The organism is Pseudomonas sp. MN1F, from assembly GCF_009391885.1.
Classification (GTDB): Bacteria; Pseudomonadota; Gammaproteobacteria; order Pseudomonadales; family Pseudomonadaceae; genus Aquipseudomonas.
The window spans coordinates 135,529-154,937 of the sequence record NZ_VZII01000014.1 but is presented as its reverse complement, the minus strand read 5'-3'; the positions used below and the strand labels follow the sequence as shown (position 1 = coordinate 154,937).

General features: G+C 63.6%; 15 protein-coding genes and 1 pseudogene. 8 read left to right on the top strand and 8 right to left on the bottom strand.

All coding sequences use genetic code 11. The features are described 5' to 3' along the window. Positions 1-74 precede the first annotated feature (74 nt). The 3 genes and pseudogenes from F6X59_RS09630 to F6X59_RS09620 all read right to left on the bottom strand — a co-directional run bounded on the left by F6X59_RS09630 (position 75) and on the right by F6X59_RS09620 (position 7,948). Complete coding sequence (locus F6X59_RS09630; protein ID WP_152956037.1) at positions 75-4,532, bottom strand: NEL-type E3 ubiquitin ligase domain-containing protein; 4,458 nt, start codon at positions 4,530-4,532, stop codon at positions 75-77. A gap of 76 nt (positions 4,533-4,608) precedes the next feature. After that, positions 4,609-6,965, bottom strand: a pseudogene (locus F6X59_RS09625) (DNA polymerase II). A gap of 62 nt (positions 6,966-7,027) precedes the next feature. Next, positions 7,028-7,948 (bottom strand): LysR substrate-binding domain-containing protein, encoded by a 921-nt coding sequence (locus F6X59_RS09620; protein WP_152956036.1) that lies wholly within the window; start codon positions 7,946-7,948, stop codon positions 7,028-7,030. A 161-nt stretch (positions 7,949-8,109) separates the two neighbouring features. On the opposite strand from F6X59_RS09620, the gene F6X59_RS09615 reads away from it, so the two are divergent. The 8 genes from F6X59_RS09615 (at position 8,110) to F6X59_RS09580 (ending at position 13,794) form a co-directional block, all read left to right on the top strand. Continuing rightward, the gene (locus F6X59_RS09615; RefSeq protein ID WP_152956035.1) at positions 8,110-8,892 is read left to right on the top strand and encodes a YqcI/YcgG family protein; all 783 of its coding nucleotides are present in this window, start codon (positions 8,110-8,112) and stop codon (positions 8,890-8,892) included. A gap of 2 nt (positions 8,893-8,894) precedes the next feature. Then, positions 8,895-9,524, top strand: coding sequence for a LysE family translocator (locus tag F6X59_RS09610; RefSeq protein WP_346653709.1), 630 nt, complete (start codon positions 8,895-8,897; stop codon positions 9,522-9,524). A 41-nt stretch (positions 9,525-9,565) separates the two neighbouring features. After that, complete coding sequence (locus F6X59_RS09605) at positions 9,566-10,660, top strand: hypothetical protein (RefSeq protein WP_152956034.1); 1,095 nt, start codon at positions 9,566-9,568, stop codon at positions 10,658-10,660. 156 nt (positions 10,661-10,816) lie between these two features. Next, positions 10,817-11,506: a sel1 repeat family protein gene (locus F6X59_RS09600; protein ID WP_346653707.1), complete on the top strand. Its 690-nt coding sequence runs from the start codon at positions 10,817-10,819 to the stop codon at positions 11,504-11,506. A gap of 143 nt (positions 11,507-11,649) precedes the next feature. Continuing rightward, positions 11,650-12,351: an AzlC family ABC transporter permease gene (locus F6X59_RS09595; RefSeq protein ID WP_152956033.1), complete on the top strand. Its 702-nt coding sequence runs from the start codon at positions 11,650-11,652 to the stop codon at positions 12,349-12,351. Next, positions 12,348-12,662, top strand: a complete 315-nt coding sequence (locus tag F6X59_RS09590; RefSeq protein ID WP_152956032.1) for an AzlD domain-containing protein — start codon at positions 12,348-12,350, stop codon at positions 12,660-12,662. Before F6X59_RS09595 ends, F6X59_RS09590 begins: the two co-directional genes overlap by 4 nt. Next, positions 12,659-13,492, top strand: a complete 834-nt coding sequence (locus F6X59_RS09585; protein ID WP_152956031.1) for an AraC family transcriptional regulator — start codon at positions 12,659-12,661, stop codon at positions 13,490-13,492. Before F6X59_RS09590 ends, F6X59_RS09585 begins: the two co-directional genes overlap by 4 nt. A gap of 74 nt (positions 13,493-13,566) precedes the next feature. After that, positions 13,567-13,794 carry a hypothetical protein gene (locus tag F6X59_RS09580; protein ID WP_012313790.1) on the top strand — a complete coding sequence of 76 codons (228 nt, stop codon included), beginning with the start codon at positions 13,567-13,569 and terminating at the stop codon, positions 13,792-13,794. A 49-nt stretch (positions 13,795-13,843) separates the two neighbouring features. On the opposite strand, the gene F6X59_RS09575 is transcribed toward F6X59_RS09580, so the two are convergent. From F6X59_RS09575 to F6X59_RS09555, 5 genes are all read right to left on the bottom strand, one after another. Next, the gene (locus tag F6X59_RS09575) at positions 13,844-14,332 is read right to left on the bottom strand and encodes a copper chaperone PCu(A)C (protein ID WP_152956030.1); all 489 of its coding nucleotides are present in this window, start codon (positions 14,330-14,332) and stop codon (positions 13,844-13,846) included. Then, the gene (locus tag F6X59_RS09570) at positions 14,332-14,940 is read right to left on the bottom strand and encodes an SCO family protein (RefSeq protein ID WP_152956029.1); all 609 of its coding nucleotides are present in this window, start codon (positions 14,938-14,940) and stop codon (positions 14,332-14,334) included. Before F6X59_RS09570 ends, F6X59_RS09575 begins: the two co-directional genes overlap by 1 nt. A 209-nt stretch (positions 14,941-15,149) precedes the next feature. After that, a complete protein-coding gene (gene nfuA, locus F6X59_RS09565) occupies positions 15,150-15,734 on the bottom strand; it encodes a Fe-S biogenesis protein NfuA (RefSeq protein WP_027919855.1) in 585 nt (194 codons plus the stop codon). Between the two features lie 58 nt (positions 15,735-15,792). Next, positions 15,793-16,827 carry an acyltransferase gene (locus tag F6X59_RS09560; protein ID WP_152956028.1) on the bottom strand — a complete coding sequence of 345 codons (1,035 nt, stop codon included), beginning with the start codon at positions 16,825-16,827 and terminating at the stop codon, positions 15,793-15,795. A 105-nt stretch (positions 16,828-16,932) separates the two neighbouring features. Continuing rightward, entirely contained in the window at positions 16,933-19,233 is a 2,301-nt protein-coding gene (locus tag F6X59_RS09555) for a fatty acid cis/trans isomerase (RefSeq protein WP_152956144.1), read from the bottom strand. Between the last annotated feature and the right edge of the window lie 176 nt (positions 19,234-19,409).

Below are 19,409 nucleotides of genomic sequence, written 5' to 3'. Positions count from 1 at the left end.
TTGAGGCTATCGCTGGGCGCAGCCTTGCGGCGCCTATGTGGCTACCACCTGCGCCGCGGTCCTGGCGCGCCGTTTCAATGCCATGGCAAGGCCGGCACCAGCAACACGGCCATCAGGTGCCTGTCCACCGCCTCACGGGTGAGCTGTCTGTACACGTTGATCTCTCGCTGGCGCACCCGATCCTGCAGGCGGTTGATTGCAGCAGGTGACGCATTGCCTTCGACCAGCGCCTCCAGCTCGTCATGCAACGCCTGCGGAACTTCGAGCCGTCCGGGATACCTGCTGGCCAGGTATTCCCTCCAGAAGCGTGTGGTCGACAGATAATCCACCAGCACATCCCTGGACTGCACAGCCCTGACAGCACGCACAGCTGCATGCAGGTCCACCACTGACAGGTTGGCCACACCAGGGTTGAGCATCTCGTCATGCTCGATGGGCAGATCGAGTTCATCAACCAGGCTCAGGCGATACGACAGTGCGAATTCCAGCGACTCGTCAGGCCGGCCCACGCGTATGGCATGCCAGCCACCTACATCGTCGAGCATTTCCAAGCGCCAGCACTGCGCACCCAGGTGCAACAGCACCGGCTCCTGATCACCGAGGACGTCGTTGTGCAACGCTTTCCACTGGTTGACACGTACCTCCAGATCACTGAACCGCAGCGTGGCATTGTCCTGGCAGTGTTCGGTCAGCGCGTGCGCGTAGAGCTCGGTTTGCAATGCCGGCCGCTCGGCCATGTAATCAAGCATGCGTAGCACACGCATGGCCAGGTAACGGGACAAGAACTCACTCTGGAAGTCCGCCGAAGTGGTCAGCCGCTCCAGCAAGTGGAAGAAGTCTCTCGAGGCGCTGTCGCCGAAGAGCGTGCCCCAGATGTTGGCCATGCGGTCACGCTGATCCGTCGCCACCAGATCAATCCAGCGCTGTTTCACCGGCACCTGGTCATTCACCGCTTCCCCCCAGACATCCTGCGCATCGAGCAACGGATTATCGCTGAGCCTGACCCGCCCGGAGCGCCACAGCCTCGACCGATAGAACGCAAATGGCAGCGTCCGGATATTGTTGTCACCCACATCAAGCGTATGCAGGCTGCTGGACTCCATTACACCTGACGGCATTTGCGTCAGTTGCGTGTTGCGCAGCATCAAGGCATTGAGGCCAGGCATGCCGGTAACGGGAAACGCACGTTGCAATGGGTTATGCGAGAGGTTCAGATAGACCAGTTGCCTGCAGCCGGCGAGCAGGTCGACATCCTCGGCCTCCAGCTTGATCTGGTTGCCAGACACATCGAGCATTTCCAGTCGCGCGGCCAGTGCCGGGGTCAGCGGCAGGCTGCGCAAGCGGCAATTGGTGATACTCAGTGACCTCAGCCCATCGAATGCCCGCAGAAACGTCTGCGGCGCTCGGCGTATCTGCAACGCGCGCAGCGCGATATCCGCTACATGGGGGAAGCTGACGCCCGCTGGAATAGGTGGCAGTTCATCCAGATCGCCGGCAAAACTGCTAAGCAGATAGCCCCTCGCTTGTTCAAGCTCCAAGGCCTGGTGGGGTATCAGGTAGCGCCAACAATCGATCAGCCCCCGTGCAAACTGGCGGCGGGCGGGCCAACACCAGAGCTTGACGGTCGCGGTCTGCCAGCTGGCCAGGCGTTTGCGCAAGGCCTTGAGTTGCCCCTTGAGGGCGAGCAGTTCGGTAGCCGGGTCACGCTGGAGCACACGCAGGTGTGCCAACCATTGTTCGACCTGCTCATCATCAAAGCCTGGGTACAGGTCCCGTACCTGTGCAGCCAGGTTCCTTACCCCGCGACTGCCGGCAGGCACACGTTGCCGCCAGCCACTCAGAGGATAACCGAGCCTGCCATTGGCCAGACGCTGCGGCGCCAGAAAGGCTTCACCCGAGCGCACGATGCCCAGCAACTCGCGGATCAGCTCCCGGTGCTGCGCAACACGCCGTGCCATGTACGCTCGCAGCTGCAACGCGAACGGCTTGCCGATGAACAGGGCGCTTTGCTGCGCAGGAGAATAGCCGCCAGCCAGCTGCTGGAACAATTCGCCCGGCTCACTCAGCGTATTGCCCTGCTCATCGCTGCACTGGAATTCGCCAGCCTGAAAACGAATACGCCGTATCGCTCCCATACCGGTACTGCTCGACAACGGCTCTGCCACGTCGCCATCGAACAGTTGCCAACGTGGGCCGCTGGCCGCCCCGGGCATTTGTTCAAGCAACTTAAGCACGACACGGGCCAGGTCAAGATTTTGCGGGGTATCGAACAGCAACGCCTCGTGCACCCGAATGCAACGGATGCGCTTGACCATGGACGCTGCGGCACCGTTCAGCCCCGCGCTGTCGACCATACTTAACAGGGCTTCGGCCGCCAGGCGATGAAGGCTGGCAAAGTCTCGCTGCAACACGTGCGTGGCGGCGGTCACGGGATACTGCTCGTAGTAAAGCTGCTGGAACAATGATCGCCGACGACTCCAGACCCGCTCGGCCAACTGGGCGTCCGTCAGTGCCTGCGTGCCAGCCCACTGGCGGACTTTGGCGAGCAGCGCCGAGTCCTCCGGCTGATTGCCCGAACGCAGCTGAGTGACCAGCGTCAGGATGCGGTTCAGCGTCTCTACCCGGCTTACGCTATCGACAAGGCAGGCATCGGGCGCCTGGCCACAGATGTGCAAGCCGCGCAAATGGCTGGCATCCAGGCCATGGATGTCAAGCACCTGGCCGACCTGCTCATCCTCGAGAACGCTGAACCCGCTGCCCAGGCGACGGAACAGGACTTGCGGTGCCTCCCACTCGATCGGTTGCTCGCACCAGACCCGCCAGGCGCCGGCACCGTTATGCCTGAGCTGTGGGCCATGCCCTTGCTTGGGCACAATCTGCCACTGCTCGTCGGGCTGCTGCAGCACCTCGTAGAAGTGGCCCTCCATGTTCACCCAGCAGCGCCCGCGCAGACGGTAGATGCCTTCGGCGTCAGCCAGTGCCTGCAGGGGCGGCGCCGCACTGCGAAAAGGGCTGAGGTCGAACCGCCAGAGCTTCTCGCTGCCGTCTTCCAGGCGAGCGGTCGCCAACGCGTCTACCTGGTGCCATTCACGCGCCACAGCCGCTGCCCCCACCGTGGTGATACCGACCATGACCACGGTTTCGGCCACGCTCAGCAGGTGCTCGAGCGCCGCATCGATGTCGCCTTCGCGCCAGTCCTCCACGGCATGGAAAACATCCTTGAGCATGTCCCAGACCATGACACCGCCAAGGATGAGACCGAGCCCGGGCACGAACAGTCCTGCCACGTTGGCGATGGTCCATGCCGCAGACACCAGGCGATCATCCCTGGCCTGGCGGACCGCGCTGTCGATATCCCTGACCGGCACGGCAATGACTGCCGCATCATCCTTGATCTGGTCTACCCGCGCCTGGGCCAGGTGATCGAAAAGCGGCAAGCGGTAGGCCGCCATGTGCTGATCCATGTCACGGGAGGCCCATACGGCGACATCCGTCAGCTCGCTGGCCACCTTGGCAAAGAATGCGTCGCTGTCACGGCGACGGATGAAACGGGCGAAGAAGCGCTGATAAGGCTCGTTACCCAAGCGCTTGCCCAACGTGCGTCGAATAAAGGTGTCGAGGTCATCTGCCGCATTCCAGGCGCAGACCGGGTCACCGGGGATGTACACCAACACACGCTGGCTGGACAGGAAGCCAAACGTGCTAGCGATCTGATCGAGCACGATCACCTGTTCGACCTTGCAGCCATAAACGCTCAGCTGCTTGGCGATCACCGGCTTGCCGTCCAACATGCTCGGCCTGGCATCGCGGCACAGGTCGAGGATCACTACCAGCTCTTGCGCCGTCAGGATCCCTTCCGTCCTGGCCTTGCAGGCGTCAAGCAGCATCGAGGCGGCTTGCAAGGCCTTGCAGGAGGCCTTGAAGCCCGAGGCTGCCGTGACCGGACTGTCCAGGATCGAGGCAAGATGCTCCTGATAACGCCTGCCCAGGTCCAACTGCCGACAGCGCTTGGCGAACGCCGAGGCCGACAGCGACGTGAGCGTGCTGCCGTCGGTTTGCACCAGGCAATTATCACGAGGCATCCCGCCAACTCGCGACTCGTCCTCGGTGAAATTGGCCAGTGCCGCATCGAGCAGAGGGATGTCGTAGCTGTTCTTGTCTTGTTGCGGTGTAAGCCCGGTGGCCCACACAGGCTCCGGCGACACGGTGAAGTAGAAGTGCCGATAGAAAAGCGTGTCGACGTCTTGCGCAATGTTCAGCGCACGCTGCAGGAGCGGCCTGCAGTACTGATGAATGGGCTCGATTCGCCCTATCTCCTGGCGAAGACGCTGGCGGCTGGCATAGCTTGTTTTCAACGCCTCGAACATGGCCTCCAGTTGCTCGGCCGTCAGCGGGCGATCCGCGGACGGTTCGGACAGCCGCAACGAGCGGATCCAGGCGGGCAAGCGACGGGCGATCATGCCATCCTGAAACGCTTGCTCGATGGCCAGCTGGGCATTGTGCTCTTGTACCGGGTTTGCGCGGGGTTGCATGACACACCTCCTGAGTCGGGAAGTGCGAAGCTAATGTCCGGTATCACGCAGCAAGCCCTAGATAACTACCCCTACTTCAGAAAAGCAGCAGTTGGCGGTCGGTCAGGGCACTGAAGTCATCACCGACGAAGGGCAGGATGGCATCCGCCACTGGCTGCAGCTGACGGCTCAGGTAATGCTCGTAATCGACAGGCGCCAGCAGGTTCTCCAGCGGCTCGGGGCCAGCCGTGGTGATCAGGTAGCTGATCCAGCCACCGCGCTGGTATTGCCGCGGGCGGCCGACCCGAACGTTGAACTCATCTGCCAGGCGCGCGGCCCGTACGTGCGGTGGCACATTGCGCTGATAGTCGGCCAGCGGCCGGCGCAGGCGCTTGCGATAGACCAGCAGCTCATCCAGTTCACCGGCCAGGGTCTGACGCACGTACTCGCGCAGGTAATCGCGATAAGGCTGGCCACGGAAAATCCGCCCGTACAGTTCCTGCTGGAAGCGCCGGGCCAGTGGCGACCAGTCGGTGCGCACCGACTCCAGGCCCTTGTAGACCATCTCTTCGCTGCCATCGGCCCGCTGCACCAGGCCGGCGTAACGCTTTTTGCTGCCTTCGTCGGTGCCGCGGATGGTGGGCATCAGAAAGCGCCGGTAATGCACCTCGAACTGCAACTCCAGCGCGCTTTCAAGGTTCAGGGTGGTGCGCAGGTGCTCGCGCCACCACTGGTTGACCTGGGCGACCAGGTCGCGCCCGATCCGCGCAGCCGCCTCCTCGGCGTGCGCACCCTTGAGCCAGACGAAGGTCGAGTCGGTATCGCCGTAGATGACTTCGAAGCCCCGTGCTTCGATCAGTGCGCGCGTCTGGCGCATGATCTGGTGGCCGCGCATGGTGATCGACGATGCCAGGCGCGGGTCGAAGAAGCGGCAGCCGCTGGAACCCAGCACGCCGTAGAAGGCGTTCATGATGATCTTGAGGGCCTGCGACAACGGCGCGTTGCCCTCGCGCTTGGCCGCCTCTCTGCCTTGCCACACACGCTCGACGATGGCGGGCAGGCAATGTTGGGTGCGCGAGAAACGCCCACCGCGAAAGCCCTCCACCGAATGCTCGTCATCGGGCAGGCGCAAGCCTTCCACCAGGCCCACCGGGTCGATCAGGAAGGTGCGGATGATCGACGGATACAGGCTTTTGTAATCCAGCACCAGCACCGAGTCGTACAGCCCCGGGCGTGAATCCATGACAAAGCCACCGGGGCTGGCCTCGTCCGGACGGCTGCCAAGGCTCGGCGCGACAAAGCCCATGCGGTGCATGTGCGGGATATACAGGTGGCAGAATGCGGCGACCGAGCCGCCACTGCGGTCCACCGCCAAGCCGGTGACCGACGAACGTTCCAGCAGGAAGTCGAGCAGCCGGGTGTGGGCAAAGATGCGCGTGACCAGCTCACAGTCCTTGAGGTTGTAGCGAGCGCCGGTTTGTCTTCGGCAAAGCGGCGGTTGATCTCGTCCATGCGCTGGTAAGGGGTGTCGATGGCCTTGCCTTCGCCGAGCAGCGTCTGGGCGACGCTTTCAAGGCTGAACGAGGGGAAGCTCCAGGTCGCCGAGCGCAGCGCCTCGATGCCGTCGATCAGCAGGCGCCCCGGGGCATCGGCGAAGACATGGCCACCGCCGGCATGGCTGCGCAAGGTCATTGGCGCGCCGTTGCGCCCCAGCGCCAGTGGCACTTGCAGCAGCTTGGCGTGCTCATGCAGCAGACGCAGGTCGAACTGGATCAGGTTCCAGCCGATGATCGCGTCCGGGTCATGCTCGGCCATCCACTGGTTGAGGCAGGTCAGCAGCTCGGCGCGGTCAGCGCAGTAGCGCAGCTCGAAATCCACGCCAGCGGCATCGCCATTGGCCGGGCCGAGCATGTACACCTGGCGCTGGCCGCAGCCTTCCAGGGCGATGCTGTACAGCTCGCCGCGCTCGCTGGTCTCGATGTCCAGCGAGGCCAGGCGCAAGGTCGGGCGGTAGTCTGGCAGCGGCTTGAGCTGGGCCTCGCAGTACACGCCCTGCTCGTCCCGCTGGCCGGTGAACTGCACCGGCGCTGTGATGAAGCGCTCCATCAGGTAGCGCTCCGGCGGGCGGATATCGGCCTCGAAGACGTCGATGCCAGCTGTACGCAGGCGTTGCTCCAGCTGCATCAACTGACGGTGCTGGCGCGTGTAGAGGCCGAGCATCGGACGCTGGTCGAAGTCCTTCAGGCGCAATGGCTTGAGCTGTGCGCCCTGCTCCTTGGCCAGCAACACCCGGGCGTGCTCAGCCTGCGCCTGCGGGATGAAGGCCACCGATTCCTGCGGCGCCAGGCGCAACAACCGTGGCCCGGCATCGGTGGCCAGCCAGAATTCCACGCAGGTGCCTTCGGGCGTGTCATGCCAATGCCGGGTCAGGACAAAGCCCTGCTGCAACTCCACCGCGTCGACCTCAGTTCAAAAACACGATTCTACGCGATTGCAGCCCTGCCACGTAGCCATGCTCAGCCGTACAGGTAGTTGATGTCCTTGTAGCTCAGCGGTGGCACCTGGCCGAGCAGGAAGTCGCGCAGCTTGTGCATCTGCCGTGCCTTGGGGCTGCTCTTGAGCCAGGTCATGTAGTACCCGTCACCGGTCGACACCGCATGCTTGAACGGCGTCACCAGGCGCCCGGCCGCGAGGTCGGCACTGGCCAGCACCAGGTCGACCACCGAGATACCCAGGCCCTGCTGCGCGGCCGAGATGCCCTGGTCGAGGGTGTCGAACACCTGGCCCTGGTCGATGCTGATGTCCAACGCATCCATGCGCGCCAGCCAGCGCCGCCAGTCGCGGCGGTCCGGTGATGGGTGGAGGAACTCACACTGGCGCAGGTCGGCCAGCTCGGGTTGCGCCTGTGCCATGTAGTCGGGGTGGCACACCGGGATCAGCCATTCATCGAACAGCTTGACGCTCTCGACATCGGCCGGGAAGCGGCCGTTGGCCAGGAGAATGGCGCAGTCGTAGGGCTCGGAGTAGAAGTCCACCGAGTCGATGTCCATCCACACGCTCGACAGCTGCACGCTGCAGTTGTCTTCGAGCTTCTTGAAGCCGTCCAGCGCTCGCAGCAGCCAGCGCACGGTCAGCGTCGAGGGGGCCTTCAAGCGCAGCCCATAGCGATCCTGGCGCAGCAACGCGCAAGCGTTTTCGATGATCTTGAAGCCGACCTTGAGCTCCTGGGCCAGCACCCGCCCATGCTCCGTGAGGCTCAACTTGGGGCCACGGCGCTCGAACAGGTCGCAACCGAACATCGATTCGAGCGTCTTGATGTGATGGCTGACCGCCCCCTGGGTCAGGGCCAGCTCTTCGGCAGCCCGGGTGAACGAGCCGTAGCGCGAGGCCACCTCGAAGGCACGCAGGGCGTGCAGCGCTTGAATCCGTTCCGACATGATGCCCTCGAAGCATGAGTAAGACTAATAGTAGGTCATAGTTCCACGCGTTTTACAACGTGAAGAGCGTCTCAGAAAATGCAGGTAAATAACAACGATAAGTATCCAACCTGCCTGCATATGAGTGGAACGCTCTTTTACTTAAATCTCCTGGGGAAATCATGTTTACGGTTTATGGAAACTGCTATCGCCTGGATGCGCTAGAGCTGGCCGATGAACATGCACGGAGCACTCAGCACTGGACGCACCAAACCCTACAGCATTTTCGCAGCGTGCTCGCCAACCCCGACTTTCCGTGCCTGTTCGGGCGCAAGGCGGTAGCCGGCGCATCCTGCCACATCCTCTTCGCCCGTGCCGAGCAACTGGCCGACGATATCGCCCAGGGCCTGGCCGAGTATGTCCGCACCATTAGCCCTGTGCCGATCAAGCAGCGCATCGGCAGCCCGCTGGTGGTGTTTCTGCAAACCGCCACCGACAGCACCCTGGCCGAACAACAGGCGCTGGCCTGGAAAGTCCTGCGCGGGGTCCACGCCCGGGACCCGCATCCGTGGCCACAGGCGATCCCCACCGACCCGCACGACAACGCCTGGTCGTTCTGCTACGCCGGCATGCCGCTGTTCATCAACATGAACTTCCCCGGCCACCGGCAGATGAAAAGCCGCAACCTGGGCCCGCACATCACCTTCGTCATCAACCCGCGGGAGAACTTCGACGAAGTGGCCAACGCCAGCACCGAAAGCGGGCAACGCATTCGCGCCCGCATTCGTGATCGCGTGCGCCATTACAACGACGGGGTCATGCCCGAAACCCTGGGCTTCTTTGGCCAGGACGACAACTTCGAATGGAAGCAATACCAACTGCAGGAAGCAGGCTCGCTCAATCCGTCGCGCTGCCCCTTTCATGCCCACGTCCATGCAACACCCGACACTCTGATCGAGAACTGACCGTGAATACCGCACTGACACTGACTTACGCACTCACCGTCCTGCTGTTGATCGCCACCCCCGGCCCGGTGGTGGCACTGATCGTCAACACCGCCGCAGCCTCCGGCTCGCGCAAGGCCATGTTCACCGCCGTCGGCACCAACTGGGCGTCACTGGTGCTGATCGGCGCCGCCGCCTGGGTCATCCTCACCAGCGCAGCCATCGACAAGGCCTGGCTCAGTGGCATGAGCCTGCTGGGCTGCCTGTTCATCGGCTACATCGCCGTGGGCACCTTGCGCGAGTGCCTGCAGGCGCCTGCCGTCGACGAAGCCGAACTGCAACCGGCCAAAGCCGGGCGCGGCGGTTTGTGGCAAGGCTTCATGGTCGGTATTTCCAACCCGAAGGACATCATCTTCTTCATCGCCTTCTTCCCACAGTTCATCCAGATCACCGAATCGTTCGGCAAGAGCATGGTGGTGCTGTCGCTGTTGTGGGTGCTGATCGATTTCGCTGTGCTCAGCCTGTACATCTTTGCCATTGGCAAGATCACCTCGCAGCGTAGCAACCGCCTGATTTCCCTGGCCTCGGGGGTCGTCCTGCTGCTGATCGCGGCCGGTGGCCTGGCCTATAACCTCAGGGAGCTGGCGGGCTGAACGCCCTGTACCGCCGCAACGTCAGCCGTGAAGGAGCGCCCATGACACCGCCCATAACCACCACGCACGTCCCGGGCCTCGCTTCGCCACTGCATCAGGATTACCAGCGCTTTCTGCTGCTGGGCAACCGCCGCGCCCCCCACACGCTGCACGTGCATGAAAGCGGCTATCGCTCCGGCACCATCAACACCGATGTCCTTGGCCTGCGCTATAGCCATTGCGCTGGCAAGCGCTTCTCCGCCGCCGAACGCGGCGGAGCACCGCGCATCAACCTGCTGGTCGGCGGCTCGACCGCCCTGGGCATCGGCGCCAGCTCCGATGAACATACGGTGGCCTCGCAGCTGTCGATGCTGACCGGTGAGGTATGGCTGAGCCTGGCCGGCTGCGGGCTCAATGCCAGCCAGGAGCTGTTGCTGTTCCTGACCCACCAGCACCGCTTCGGCGAAGTGGGCCATGTGGTGCTGCTCAGCGGCCTGAATACCTTGGCTCATGAAGCCCTCGGCGAAGTCCTGGCCGGCCCGCATGACCCACAACAGGCCAAGGCTCACCAGGCTTACCTGAACAGTTTCAACGAGGGCATGCCGCCTGCCGGGCCGGCTCGCCGCGAGACGCTGTGGCAGCGCCTGGGCCAGGCACTGGCACCGCGGCGCAACGAGCCTGCGCCCAACTGGTCGCTGTCCGCGCCGGAAAAGCGCCTGGCACGTGCGGCCGACAGCATCGGCCGCACCTTGCGCCAATGGGAGCGCATGCTGGCTGACAGCCACGCCACCCTGACCTTCATCCTCCAGCCCCTGCTACCCTGGTGCCGGGAAACCCTGCCAGCGGGTGAACAGGCGATGCTGGCCACCCTCGAGCAGCAACCGGGGAATTTTGATCGCCTGCTCGACGGTGCCTTTGACAGCCAGCTGCACATGGCCTTCTTCCGCCGCATCAAGAGCCAGGCAGACCCTGTGCCCTGCTACGACATGAACAGCATGCTCAGCAGCTCGCCGGTATTCGGCGCGGACCTGTTTGTCGATCGCCTGCACCTGAATGATCTGGGCCACAACGCCCTGGCCAAGGTGATCACCGCCAAACTGGGGCTGGCCCAGGAACGACACGGCCAGCGCAAGGTCACACCGATCAAGCTGGTCTGACGGCCGACCGTGGGGGTTTCGGTTTCGGCCTGCGCTTGGCTAGAATAGCCCGTCGTTCCGATTCGCCCGAGGCGTACGCGCAGTTGTGATCAATCATCAAGCCGCCCACCCTTACCCGGCAACCTGCCGGTTCCGTTCGTTGCCCGGGGCACGACTGTGAGCCGTGTCGCGTTGGCCTCGGCGCTGTTCATCGCGTTGGCCCCGCTTGCCGCAAACGCACTAGAAGTAAGCATCGACCCACACGCCGACCTGCTTTACCGCCAGGCGCTGCCACTGCTGGAACAAGCCGATACCCCGGACGACAACAGCACCCTGCGGACCGCCATGGGCGTCGACCCGGAGCTCAACCGCCAAGGCCGGGCGATGGCACACACCCTGCCAACGGCGGTGGCCCTGCTGAAAAAGTCGGTGGAGCTTGGCCACCCGGTGGCGCAGTATCGCCTGGCGCTGTACTACACCAACTACCTGCCTGCCGCACAGATCGCCGATGCCGCCTGCCCGCTGCTGGAAGCCAGCCTGAAGCAAGGCTTTGCACCACCGGCGACTGCTATTGCCACCTGGTGCCCTCCCTACAACGCCAGCCCGGCCTACCGCGAAGCCCTCGAAGCGATCCCGAGCATGGCGACCCTGTATGCGCCCTATTACCCGCAGCCAGCCGTCCGCCTGGCCTGCAGCCGCAGCCACCCGCAGGGCTTGCAGATGCAGTGGGGGCGCCAGCGCGACTACCAGGCCGAGGTCTACCGGCTGCTGGGCGACCTCGATCCGCAGCATCGCCAGGCGCTGCTGCAGAAGGCCGTGGACATCAATGGCTGTGTGGCGGCGCAGCATCGGCTGACCAAACGATAGTCGCCTGCCCCCGGCGCTTTCCCTGCAGGAGCGGCTTTAGCCGCGAAGGGCCGGTACAGGCAGCAAACCAGCAAGATCGTTCAAGCCACCCGTCCCACCGCTCTGTCATGCTGCCCTACCAAGCAAAATGTGTCGCAGCCATCATGCCCAGCAGCCCCCCCATCGCCCGCCAAGCCTTCCTGCACGGCGCCATTGCCATCCTGCCGCTGTCCCTGGCTGTCGCCCCCTGGGGCCTGCTCGCCGGCTCCATGGCCATCGAGGCCAACCTCAGCGCCTGGCAAGGCCAGGGCCTGTCGGCGATCGTCTTCGCCGGTGCCGCGCAACTGGTGGCCATCGGCATGCTCAAGGGCGGCGCCAGCCTGCTGTCGATCCTGCTCACCACCCTGCTGCTGACGTCACAGCACCTGCTCTATGGCCTGTCCATGCGCCCGCTGTTGTCCAACCAGCCATTGCGCTGGCGACTGGGCCTGGGCTTCCTGCTCACCGACGAATTCTTCGCCCTGACCAGCCACTACGACCAGCAACAGTTCAACCGCTGGTACGCCCTGGGTGTGGGCCTGACCTTCTACGTCGCCTGGAACCTGTTCACCCTGGCCGGCATCGTGCTGGGCCAGAACATCCCGCACCTTGACCAGCTCGGTCTGGACTTCTCCATCGTCGCCACCTTCGTCGCGCTGATCGCCCCGCTGGTGCGCAACCTCGCCACTGTGGTGTGCGTGGCGGTGTCGCTGTTTTGCTCAGTGCTGTTCAGTTACTGGCACTGGGAAACCGCACTGGTTGCCGCTGGCCTGCTGGGCATGGCTGCCGGTTTCATCTGCCAAAAATTCTCCGGAGGCCGTCCATGATCTGGCTGCTGATCTTCGCCATGGGCGCCGTGGTGTTCCTCAACCGCTACGCTTTCCTGGAACCGCGCCTGCCGCTGCGCCTGAGCTCCAACGCCCGGCAGTTCCTCGGCTTTGCCGTGCCCGGCATGCTCACCGCGATCTGCGGGCCGATCATCTTCCTGCCCGGCCATCAGCTCGACCTGAGCCCGTTCAACCCTTACCTGCTTGGCGCGCTGGTGGCCGTTGCGCTGGTGCTGTTGACCCGCAGCGTGTTGCTGAGCATGCTGGTGAGCATGTTGATCTTCTTCCTGCTGCGCAGCTGGCTGGCATGAGCACGCCCCTGCGCGAACAGACCCACCTCTGGCAGGCGCCGGCGCTCGGCGACGTCGAGATGCTGCATGCGCGCTACTTCCAGCAGCGCTTCGCCCCGCATGTACACGAAGGCTACGTGTTCACCGTGATCGAGTCGGGCGCGCAGCGCTTCTGGCACCGCGGCAGCGAGCACCTGGCGCCGGTCGGCAGCATGGTGCTGATCAACCCGGACGAACTGCACACCGGCGCCACCGCCCACGAAGCCGGCTGGCGCTACCGGGGTTTCTACCCAGAGCACGAACGGGTCACCGGTGTGCTGGACGAACTGGAACTGGGCCGCCACGGCATGCCGCGTTTCAAGGACAGCGTGATCCAGGACCCGGCCCTGGCGTGGGCCTTCAGCCAGCTGCACCAGCTGTCGGAAGCCGGTGCCAGCGCCCTGGAGCAGCAGACCGCCTGGCGCCAGGCGGTGCTGGCGCTGGTGCAGCGCCACGGCCACTGCCCGGGACCCACGGCCCCCGGCAATGAACCGCTGGCGGTGGCACGTGCCCGGGAGCTGCTGGAAAGCCAACTGGCAGACCCGCCGTCACTGGAGGCCCTGGCAGCTGCGGTCAATCTTTCACCGTTCCATTTTGCCCGGGTGTTCCGCCAGGCCACCGGCTTACCACCGCATGCCTGGCTGAAGCAGCGGCGCCTGGCGCGGGCACGGGAATTCCTGAAAAACGGCCTGGCGGCTTCTGACGTGGCGTTCAGCTTGGGTTTTGCCGACCAGAGCCACTTGAGTCGGCAGTTCAAGCAGGCGTATGGCGTGACGCCCGGCGCCTATCGCAGTGCCTGCCTGCACAGTTAGCGCCTGCGACGCCAAGCCTCAGGCAAGCCGGTCAGCCACTGCTACACTGACAGAGCTAAACGGAGGATCCCGCCATGTCCGAAAGAGAGCTCACCACCCTGATATCGCTGATGAACCAGCGCCAAGCCTGCCTGAGCAGTGCCTGCAAGGAAATTGCCGACTGGATCGACCGCCAGGGCGATGTGCCCGCTGCCGGCAAGATCCGCGCCAGCCTGAAAGCGCTGGAGGCCGATGAGGCCCAGGTCCGCAAGACCCTGACCTCACTGACGCTCGAAAGGCCGCTGCCACGCTTCCGTAGCTGAAGCGCGCAGCACAACGAAGAAGGGCCGCTTATGCGGCCCTTTTTGTCAGTCAGTGGTTCATGTGCATGTGGTCATGCCCACCGCCAGCCTCGGCGTTGAGCGGGCGCACTTCTGCTTGCACCTCGACGGTTTCCTTGGCGCCCTTGGCATCTTCGATGGTCAGGGTCAGCGGTACCTTCTCGCCTTCCTTCACCTGCTGGGTCAGGCCCATCAGCATCACGTGGTAGCCGTTGGGGTCCAGGCTCACCGGCTTGCCCGCTGGCAGTTCCACGGCCTTGACTTCCTTCATGCCCATCACGTCGCCGTTCATGGTCATCTCGTGCACCTGCACGGTCTTGGCCACTGGCGAAGCCACGCCGACCAGCTTGCTGTCAGCACTGGCAGTCAGGGTCATGAAGGCACCCGTGGACGGCTGGTGCGGCACGCTGGCGCGGACCCAGGCGTCGCTCACGGTGGTCTGCGCCAGGGCCGGCAGGGCCAGGCCCAGCAGGGCGATGGCGGCCAGGCCGCGCTTGATCGGTTGCAGTGCTACTGCCATTAGCAAATCTCCATCAGGGTTGCCAGGTCTTCAGCGCATTCCTTGGCATTCAGCGAATGGCCCAGGCTCAGGCGCAAGGTGCCACGTGTATCGTAGACGTAGCTGGTGGACGAGTGAGAGATGGTGTAGGTGTCACCGGCCGGGACCTTTTCGTAGAACACCTTGAACTCCTTGGCCACCGCGGCGATTTCTTCCGGGGTGCCGGTCAGGGCGGTAAACGAAGGGTCGAAGGCCTTGACGTAGGCATCCAGCACCTCGGGGGTGTCGCGCTCCGGGTCCAGGGTGATGAACACCACCTGGAAGATCTCGCGGTCGCGGCCCCTGAGCAGCTTCTTGATCTGAGCCGCACGTGCCAGGGTGGTCGGGCAGACGGCCGGGCACTGGGTGAAACCGAAGAAGATCATCGGCATGCTGCCGTAGAAGCTCGACAAGGTGCGGACATTGCCCTGAGGGTCCTTGAGGCTGAACTTGCGCCCCAGGATTTCGTTGCTCATGTTCTTGCCGTACTTGAACTCGAGCCCCCGGGCCGGGTTGCAGCCTGCCAGCAGGCCAAGCCCGAGAACGCCCATGCCGGCGACAACCGCGCGCCGGGTAAACAGATCAGTCATTAAACTATCCTTTACAGGCTACCTTTACAGGGAAGGTGCCGGCCCTCGGGATGGGCCGGCGAAAAACCGGGGCATTCTGGCATGACACCCGGTGAGCTTCTACCCGACCAAGGCGGTGATGGCCCGCAGCCCTTTGAATACGGGCTGCGGCCTGTTGTCGCAGGGGTTGAAACCGTAACACTTTATTGCTAGGCCTTGACCTCGAAAGATCAGTAGTAGGCGTTTTCTTTCTGAGTGTGGTCAGTCACGTCACGCACGCCCTTGAGCTCCGGAATGCGCTCGAGCAGGGTGCGCTCGATGCCTTCCTTGAGGGTCACGTCAGCCTGGCCGCAGCCTTGGCAGCCGCCACCGAACTGCAGCACGGCGATGCCGTCGTCGACCACGTCCACCAGGCTCACCTGGCCGCCGTGGCTGGCCAGACCGGGGTTGATCTCGGTCTGCAGGTAGTAGTTGATACGCTCGTTGATCGGGCTGTCTTCGTTGACCATCGGCACCTTGGCGTTCGGCGCCTTGATGGTCAGCTGGCCGCCCATGCGATCGGTGGCATAGTCGACCAGCGCGTCTTCCAGGAACGGCACGCTGACCGCGTCGAGGTAGGCGGTGAAGCTCTTCAGGCCAACCGGCTCGTCGTCGGGCTTCTCTTCGCCTGGCTTGCAGTAGGCGATGCAGGTCTCGGCGTACTGGGTGCCCGGCTGGGTGATGAAAATACGGATGCCAATGCCAGGCGTGTTCTGCTTGGAGAGCAGATCGGCCAGGTAATCATGGGCGGCGTCAGTAATGGTTATAGCGCTCATGGAAGTTCCTCACAGACTTGCGGCCAAGTGTACGCCAACCTGGCCTTTGAACAAAGTCCTAGTATTTGACTCGGGAAAGCGCAAATCCCGGGCTTTGCTCCCGTGGCGCCGCCAGCCAGGCCTGCATCCGCCGGTACAGGCCGCGCTCCAGCCACTGATAGCTGAACCACGACATTAGTCCAATGGACGGCACGCACAAGGCGAACACCAGGTACGGGTTCAGGCGCAGGCGCTGGCAGGCGAACCAGCCGGCGTACAGCACCAGCACGTGGATCAGGTACACCGAGTAGGAACAGTCACCCAGCGCCTTGAGTACACGGTTGCCCTTGAAGCAAGGCTCCAGGGCGATGAACGCCAGCACGATCATCGCACTTGGCACGCCCCAGTGCAGCAGGCGCTGCGAAGCGTCCAGGTGATAGATCGCATAACCGGCCACGCCCAGCACCGCCAGTGGCAGCCACAGGCCCTCACGGATCAGGCCGCGGCGCTGAATCACGCCCAGGCCGATGCCCAGCAGGAATTCGTAGATGATGTCGTTGTTGTAGAAACGGCTGAGCACGCCCATGCGGCCAAGCACTTCACTGACCAGCAGCAATGCTGCAGTCACCAGCAGCAGGTGATGGCGCTGGCGCACCAGGAAGGCCAGGCCGAACAACAGGTAGAAGAACATCTCGAAATTCAGCGTCCAGCCCACGTTCAGGGTCGGGTACAAACCGTAACCGCCGGGGTTTTCCGCTGGAATGAACAACAGCGACAGCAGCAGGTGATGCCAGTCGAAGGCCTGGTGCGGCATCCATTGGCTGAAGGCCAGCAGCAGGGCCGCCATCAGCGCGGTATAGAACCAGTAGGCCGGGACGATGCGCAGGGCCCGGTTGAGCAGGAACTGGCGCGGCTCGATGGGTTTGTCGCGGGTCGACAGGTAGATCACCAGCCCGCTGATGACGAAGAAGATGTCGACGCCCACGGCGCCGCGGTCGCTTAGCAGTTGGCCGATGGGCCCGGTGGCGTGGAAGTCGAAGAAGATTTGCATGAAGTGGTGGCAGACCACCACCCAGGCGGCGAACGCCCGCAGTGCCTGAAGCGAATACAGCATGGAATACCTGCGATTGCCGGTGCATTGAGGCCCGGAGGCTATAACAGCCCCCGGGCCACCCACCGTTTCCGACCGCAGCGTATTGGCAAAGGTCAACCGACCCGATCAGAGGTTCTCGTAGCGGTTCATGTCCAGCACCCCGGCCTCCACCGGCTGGGTTTCCTCGATGTAGGTGCTCAGGTCATGGAAGTAGCGCCAGAACTGCGGGTGGCTGCGGCGCACGCCCCAGCGCATGACGATACGTTCGAACTTCGCCGGGTCATCCTTGGCGTACTCCATGTCCTCGACGAACTCCGGCACATCCTTGGCCGGGATGTTGAAGATGAAGTTCGGGTAGCTGCTGAGCACGCCCGGGTACAGGGTCAGGGTATCCAGCCCCGGGATGTAGCGGTATGCCTCACCGAGCAGGAACGCCACGTTGCTGTGCGCGCGGTTACGCAGCAGGCTGTAGACCTGGCGCTGGCCGCCCTCGCCTTCGATGCGCAGCATGGTCGCCTCAGGCAGTTGGCTGATCACCTTCAGGCCGGCGGCCGGGCGTGACACCAGGCGGCTGAGCGACTGCTCGACGTTGCGCATTTCCTCGTTCATCTGCGGCCGCGAGCAATAGGCGCCGGTGCAGCGGTTGATCGGGTCTGGCGCGGCGTTCAGGCTGGCGGTGCGTTGCAGCAGTTTCAGGCCAAAGTCGCGCTTGGGGTCACGCGGGTCGAGCTTGATGCCGCTCGGCGTGTCAGTGTCGATGTCCTCGTAGTCCATCCACATCTTCACCTTGCCGCTGTTCTGATACCAGCTGCCGAGGATCTTGCTACGCTGGTCGGCCGGCATCAGGCGCAGGAAGTTGACTTCGGCGCCGTTGCGGATCAGGTCGAAATACAGGCGCGTCTGCAACTGGTGCGAGACATTGCCGAACACATCGAAGTTGACCGCCAACTGGTAGTAGGTGCGCTCGAACAGCGGGTAGTCGAACAGCCAGACCGTCAGCGGCACATCGCCGATCAGGCCCTTGGTTACCGAAGCGCTGTCAAAGTGGCGGAAGATGCTCAGCAGCGCATTGTCGTTGCCGGCCCACAGGGTTGCCCAGCCCGGCGCTGGCATTTCGGCATAGGCCTCACGACGCAGTTTTTCGTAATCGTTGCGCTTGTCGCGGTAGGCATGCCACAGGTTCAGCACGCTGCCGACATCGTCGATCTGCCCCGGCATGGCCAGCAGCGGTGTGGCTTCGCCGCGGTACTTGGCATCGGTGATGTAGCGGTCGTGGGCCGGCTCCTGGAACAACGCCCAGAAGTTGTCGCGGATCACGTCGGTGGCGATCTGCCCGCGGCACACCGGGCCACGGATGAAGGTACGCACGAAGTATTCGGCGTTATCCAGCATGAACTGGTAGCGCGCCACCGCCGGGATCGCCTCGAAGGTTTCGAACGGGTTGGCCCGGTGGCGTGGGCCGTAGCCCGGCAGCGCAGTGGCGTGCCAGTCGCCGGCGTAGAACAGCTGCTTGACGCGCTTGAGCTTCTGCGGCCCCATCGGGTAGGTGATGTGGGTCTTGTGCACGATCACGCCCTGCACCGGGATCAGGCGGTAATAGAAGTCGGTGCCTGGCGGGTCGTTGGGGCGGCGTGTGGCGATGATGTCGACCGGCTTGCCGCTTGGCGTGCGCGAACGTACCCACTGGAAGAAGTGGCCCTGCTCGCCACCGACGAAGTAGATGTGCGCGAGGAACAGGTGTTCGTACAGCCAGCGGGCGACCAGCGCCTCGGTGGAACCGGGGCGGTTGAGCAGCTCTTCCCAGTCGGTGATCTGCCTGGCCTCTGCCGCGTTTGGCTGGATCGGCTGATATTCGACCGGAGCGCCAGCAGCGAGCCAATGGCGCAGGGTGTCGTATTCCTTGTCGGTCAGGCCAGTGACCGCCAGCGGCATGCCCTCCTTGGGGTGGGCGCCGGCATAGGCGTCAAACTCTTCGGGCAGCGGGCACATGTTGTTGCGGTTAAGCCCCAAGACAATCTCGTCAGGCAGCTTGGCGTTGGGCGTGAGCGGGCTCTTGTGCCCCAGTTCGAGCATGCGCGCCATCAGCGCCGCCTGGCTGCCCTGGTTGTCGAGCACCGAATAGAAGCCCTTGTTGCGCCATTCACCTTCACTGTGGGCGTCGTAGAACAACCGCGTGGGGGGCACGGCCTTGCTGCGTTCGCCCTGGTACACCGGCACCTTGGTGGCACCGCGCACCGCACCTTCGGGGCTTTCCAGCTTGAGCTGGCAGGCGGCATCGTTGCAGGCGTGGCAGGCCACGCATTTCTCGGTGAAGATCGGCTGGATGTCCCGGGTGTAGGAAATCACCGGGCTCGATTGGGGGGCTTGTGCAAACGCCACGCTGCTGATGAGCAGAGCGAAGACGCTGACAAGGATACGATGCACCATGTGCGGAAAGTCCTGGGTTTTGAAAGCCATCACGATTTGCCTGGTCGTCCTTGGGTGCTCTGCTGGCATAACCTGCTTGACGCCGGCCCAACATGAACAGAATTCATGCAAAAGGGCAATGCACCTAAAAACCGCGCAGCTTTGTTATGATTCGGCACCTTCTGAAATTTGCCCGA

Coding starts and splice junctions, on each gene's coding strand:
- F6X59_RS09630 (WP_152956037.1), bottom strand. CDS start 4,532: ATGCAACCCCGCGCAAACCCGGTACAAGAGCACAATGCCCAGCTGGCC.
- F6X59_RS09595 (WP_152956033.1), top strand. CDS start 11,650: ATGCCCAGCAGCCCCCCCATCGCCCGCCAAGCCTTCCTGCACGGCGCC.
- nfuA (WP_027919855.1), bottom strand. CDS start 15,734: ATGAGCGCTATAACCATTACTGACGCCGCCCATGATTACCTGGCCGAT.
- F6X59_RS09570 (WP_152956029.1), bottom strand. CDS start 14,940: ATGACTGATCTGTTTACCCGGCGCGCGGTTGTCGCCGGCATGGGCGTT.
- F6X59_RS09580 (WP_012313790.1), top strand. CDS start 13,567: ATGTCCGAAAGAGAGCTCACCACCCTGATATCGCTGATGAACCAGCGC.
- F6X59_RS09620 (WP_152956036.1), bottom strand. CDS start 7,948: ATGTCGGAACGGATTCAAGCGCTGCACGCCCTGCGTGCCTTCGAGGTG.
- F6X59_RS09560 (WP_152956028.1), bottom strand. CDS start 16,827: ATGCTGTATTCGCTTCAGGCACTGCGGGCGTTCGCCGCCTGGGTGGTG.
- F6X59_RS09590 (WP_152956032.1), top strand. CDS start 12,348: ATGATCTGGCTGCTGATCTTCGCCATGGGCGCCGTGGTGTTCCTCAAC.
- F6X59_RS09575 (WP_152956030.1), bottom strand. CDS start 14,332: ATGGCAGTAGCACTGCAACCGATCAAGCGCGGCCTGGCCGCCATCGCC.
- F6X59_RS09615 (WP_152956035.1), top strand. CDS start 8,110: ATGTTTACGGTTTATGGAAACTGCTATCGCCTGGATGCGCTAGAGCTG.
- F6X59_RS09585 (WP_152956031.1), top strand. CDS start 12,659: ATGAGCACGCCCCTGCGCGAACAGACCCACCTCTGGCAGGCGCCGGCG.
- F6X59_RS09555 (WP_152956144.1), bottom strand. CDS start 19,233: ATGGTGCATCGTATCCTTGTCAGCGTCTTCGCTCTGCTCATCAGCAGC.
- F6X59_RS09605 (WP_152956034.1), top strand. CDS start 9,566: ATGACACCGCCCATAACCACCACGCACGTCCCGGGCCTCGCTTCGCCA.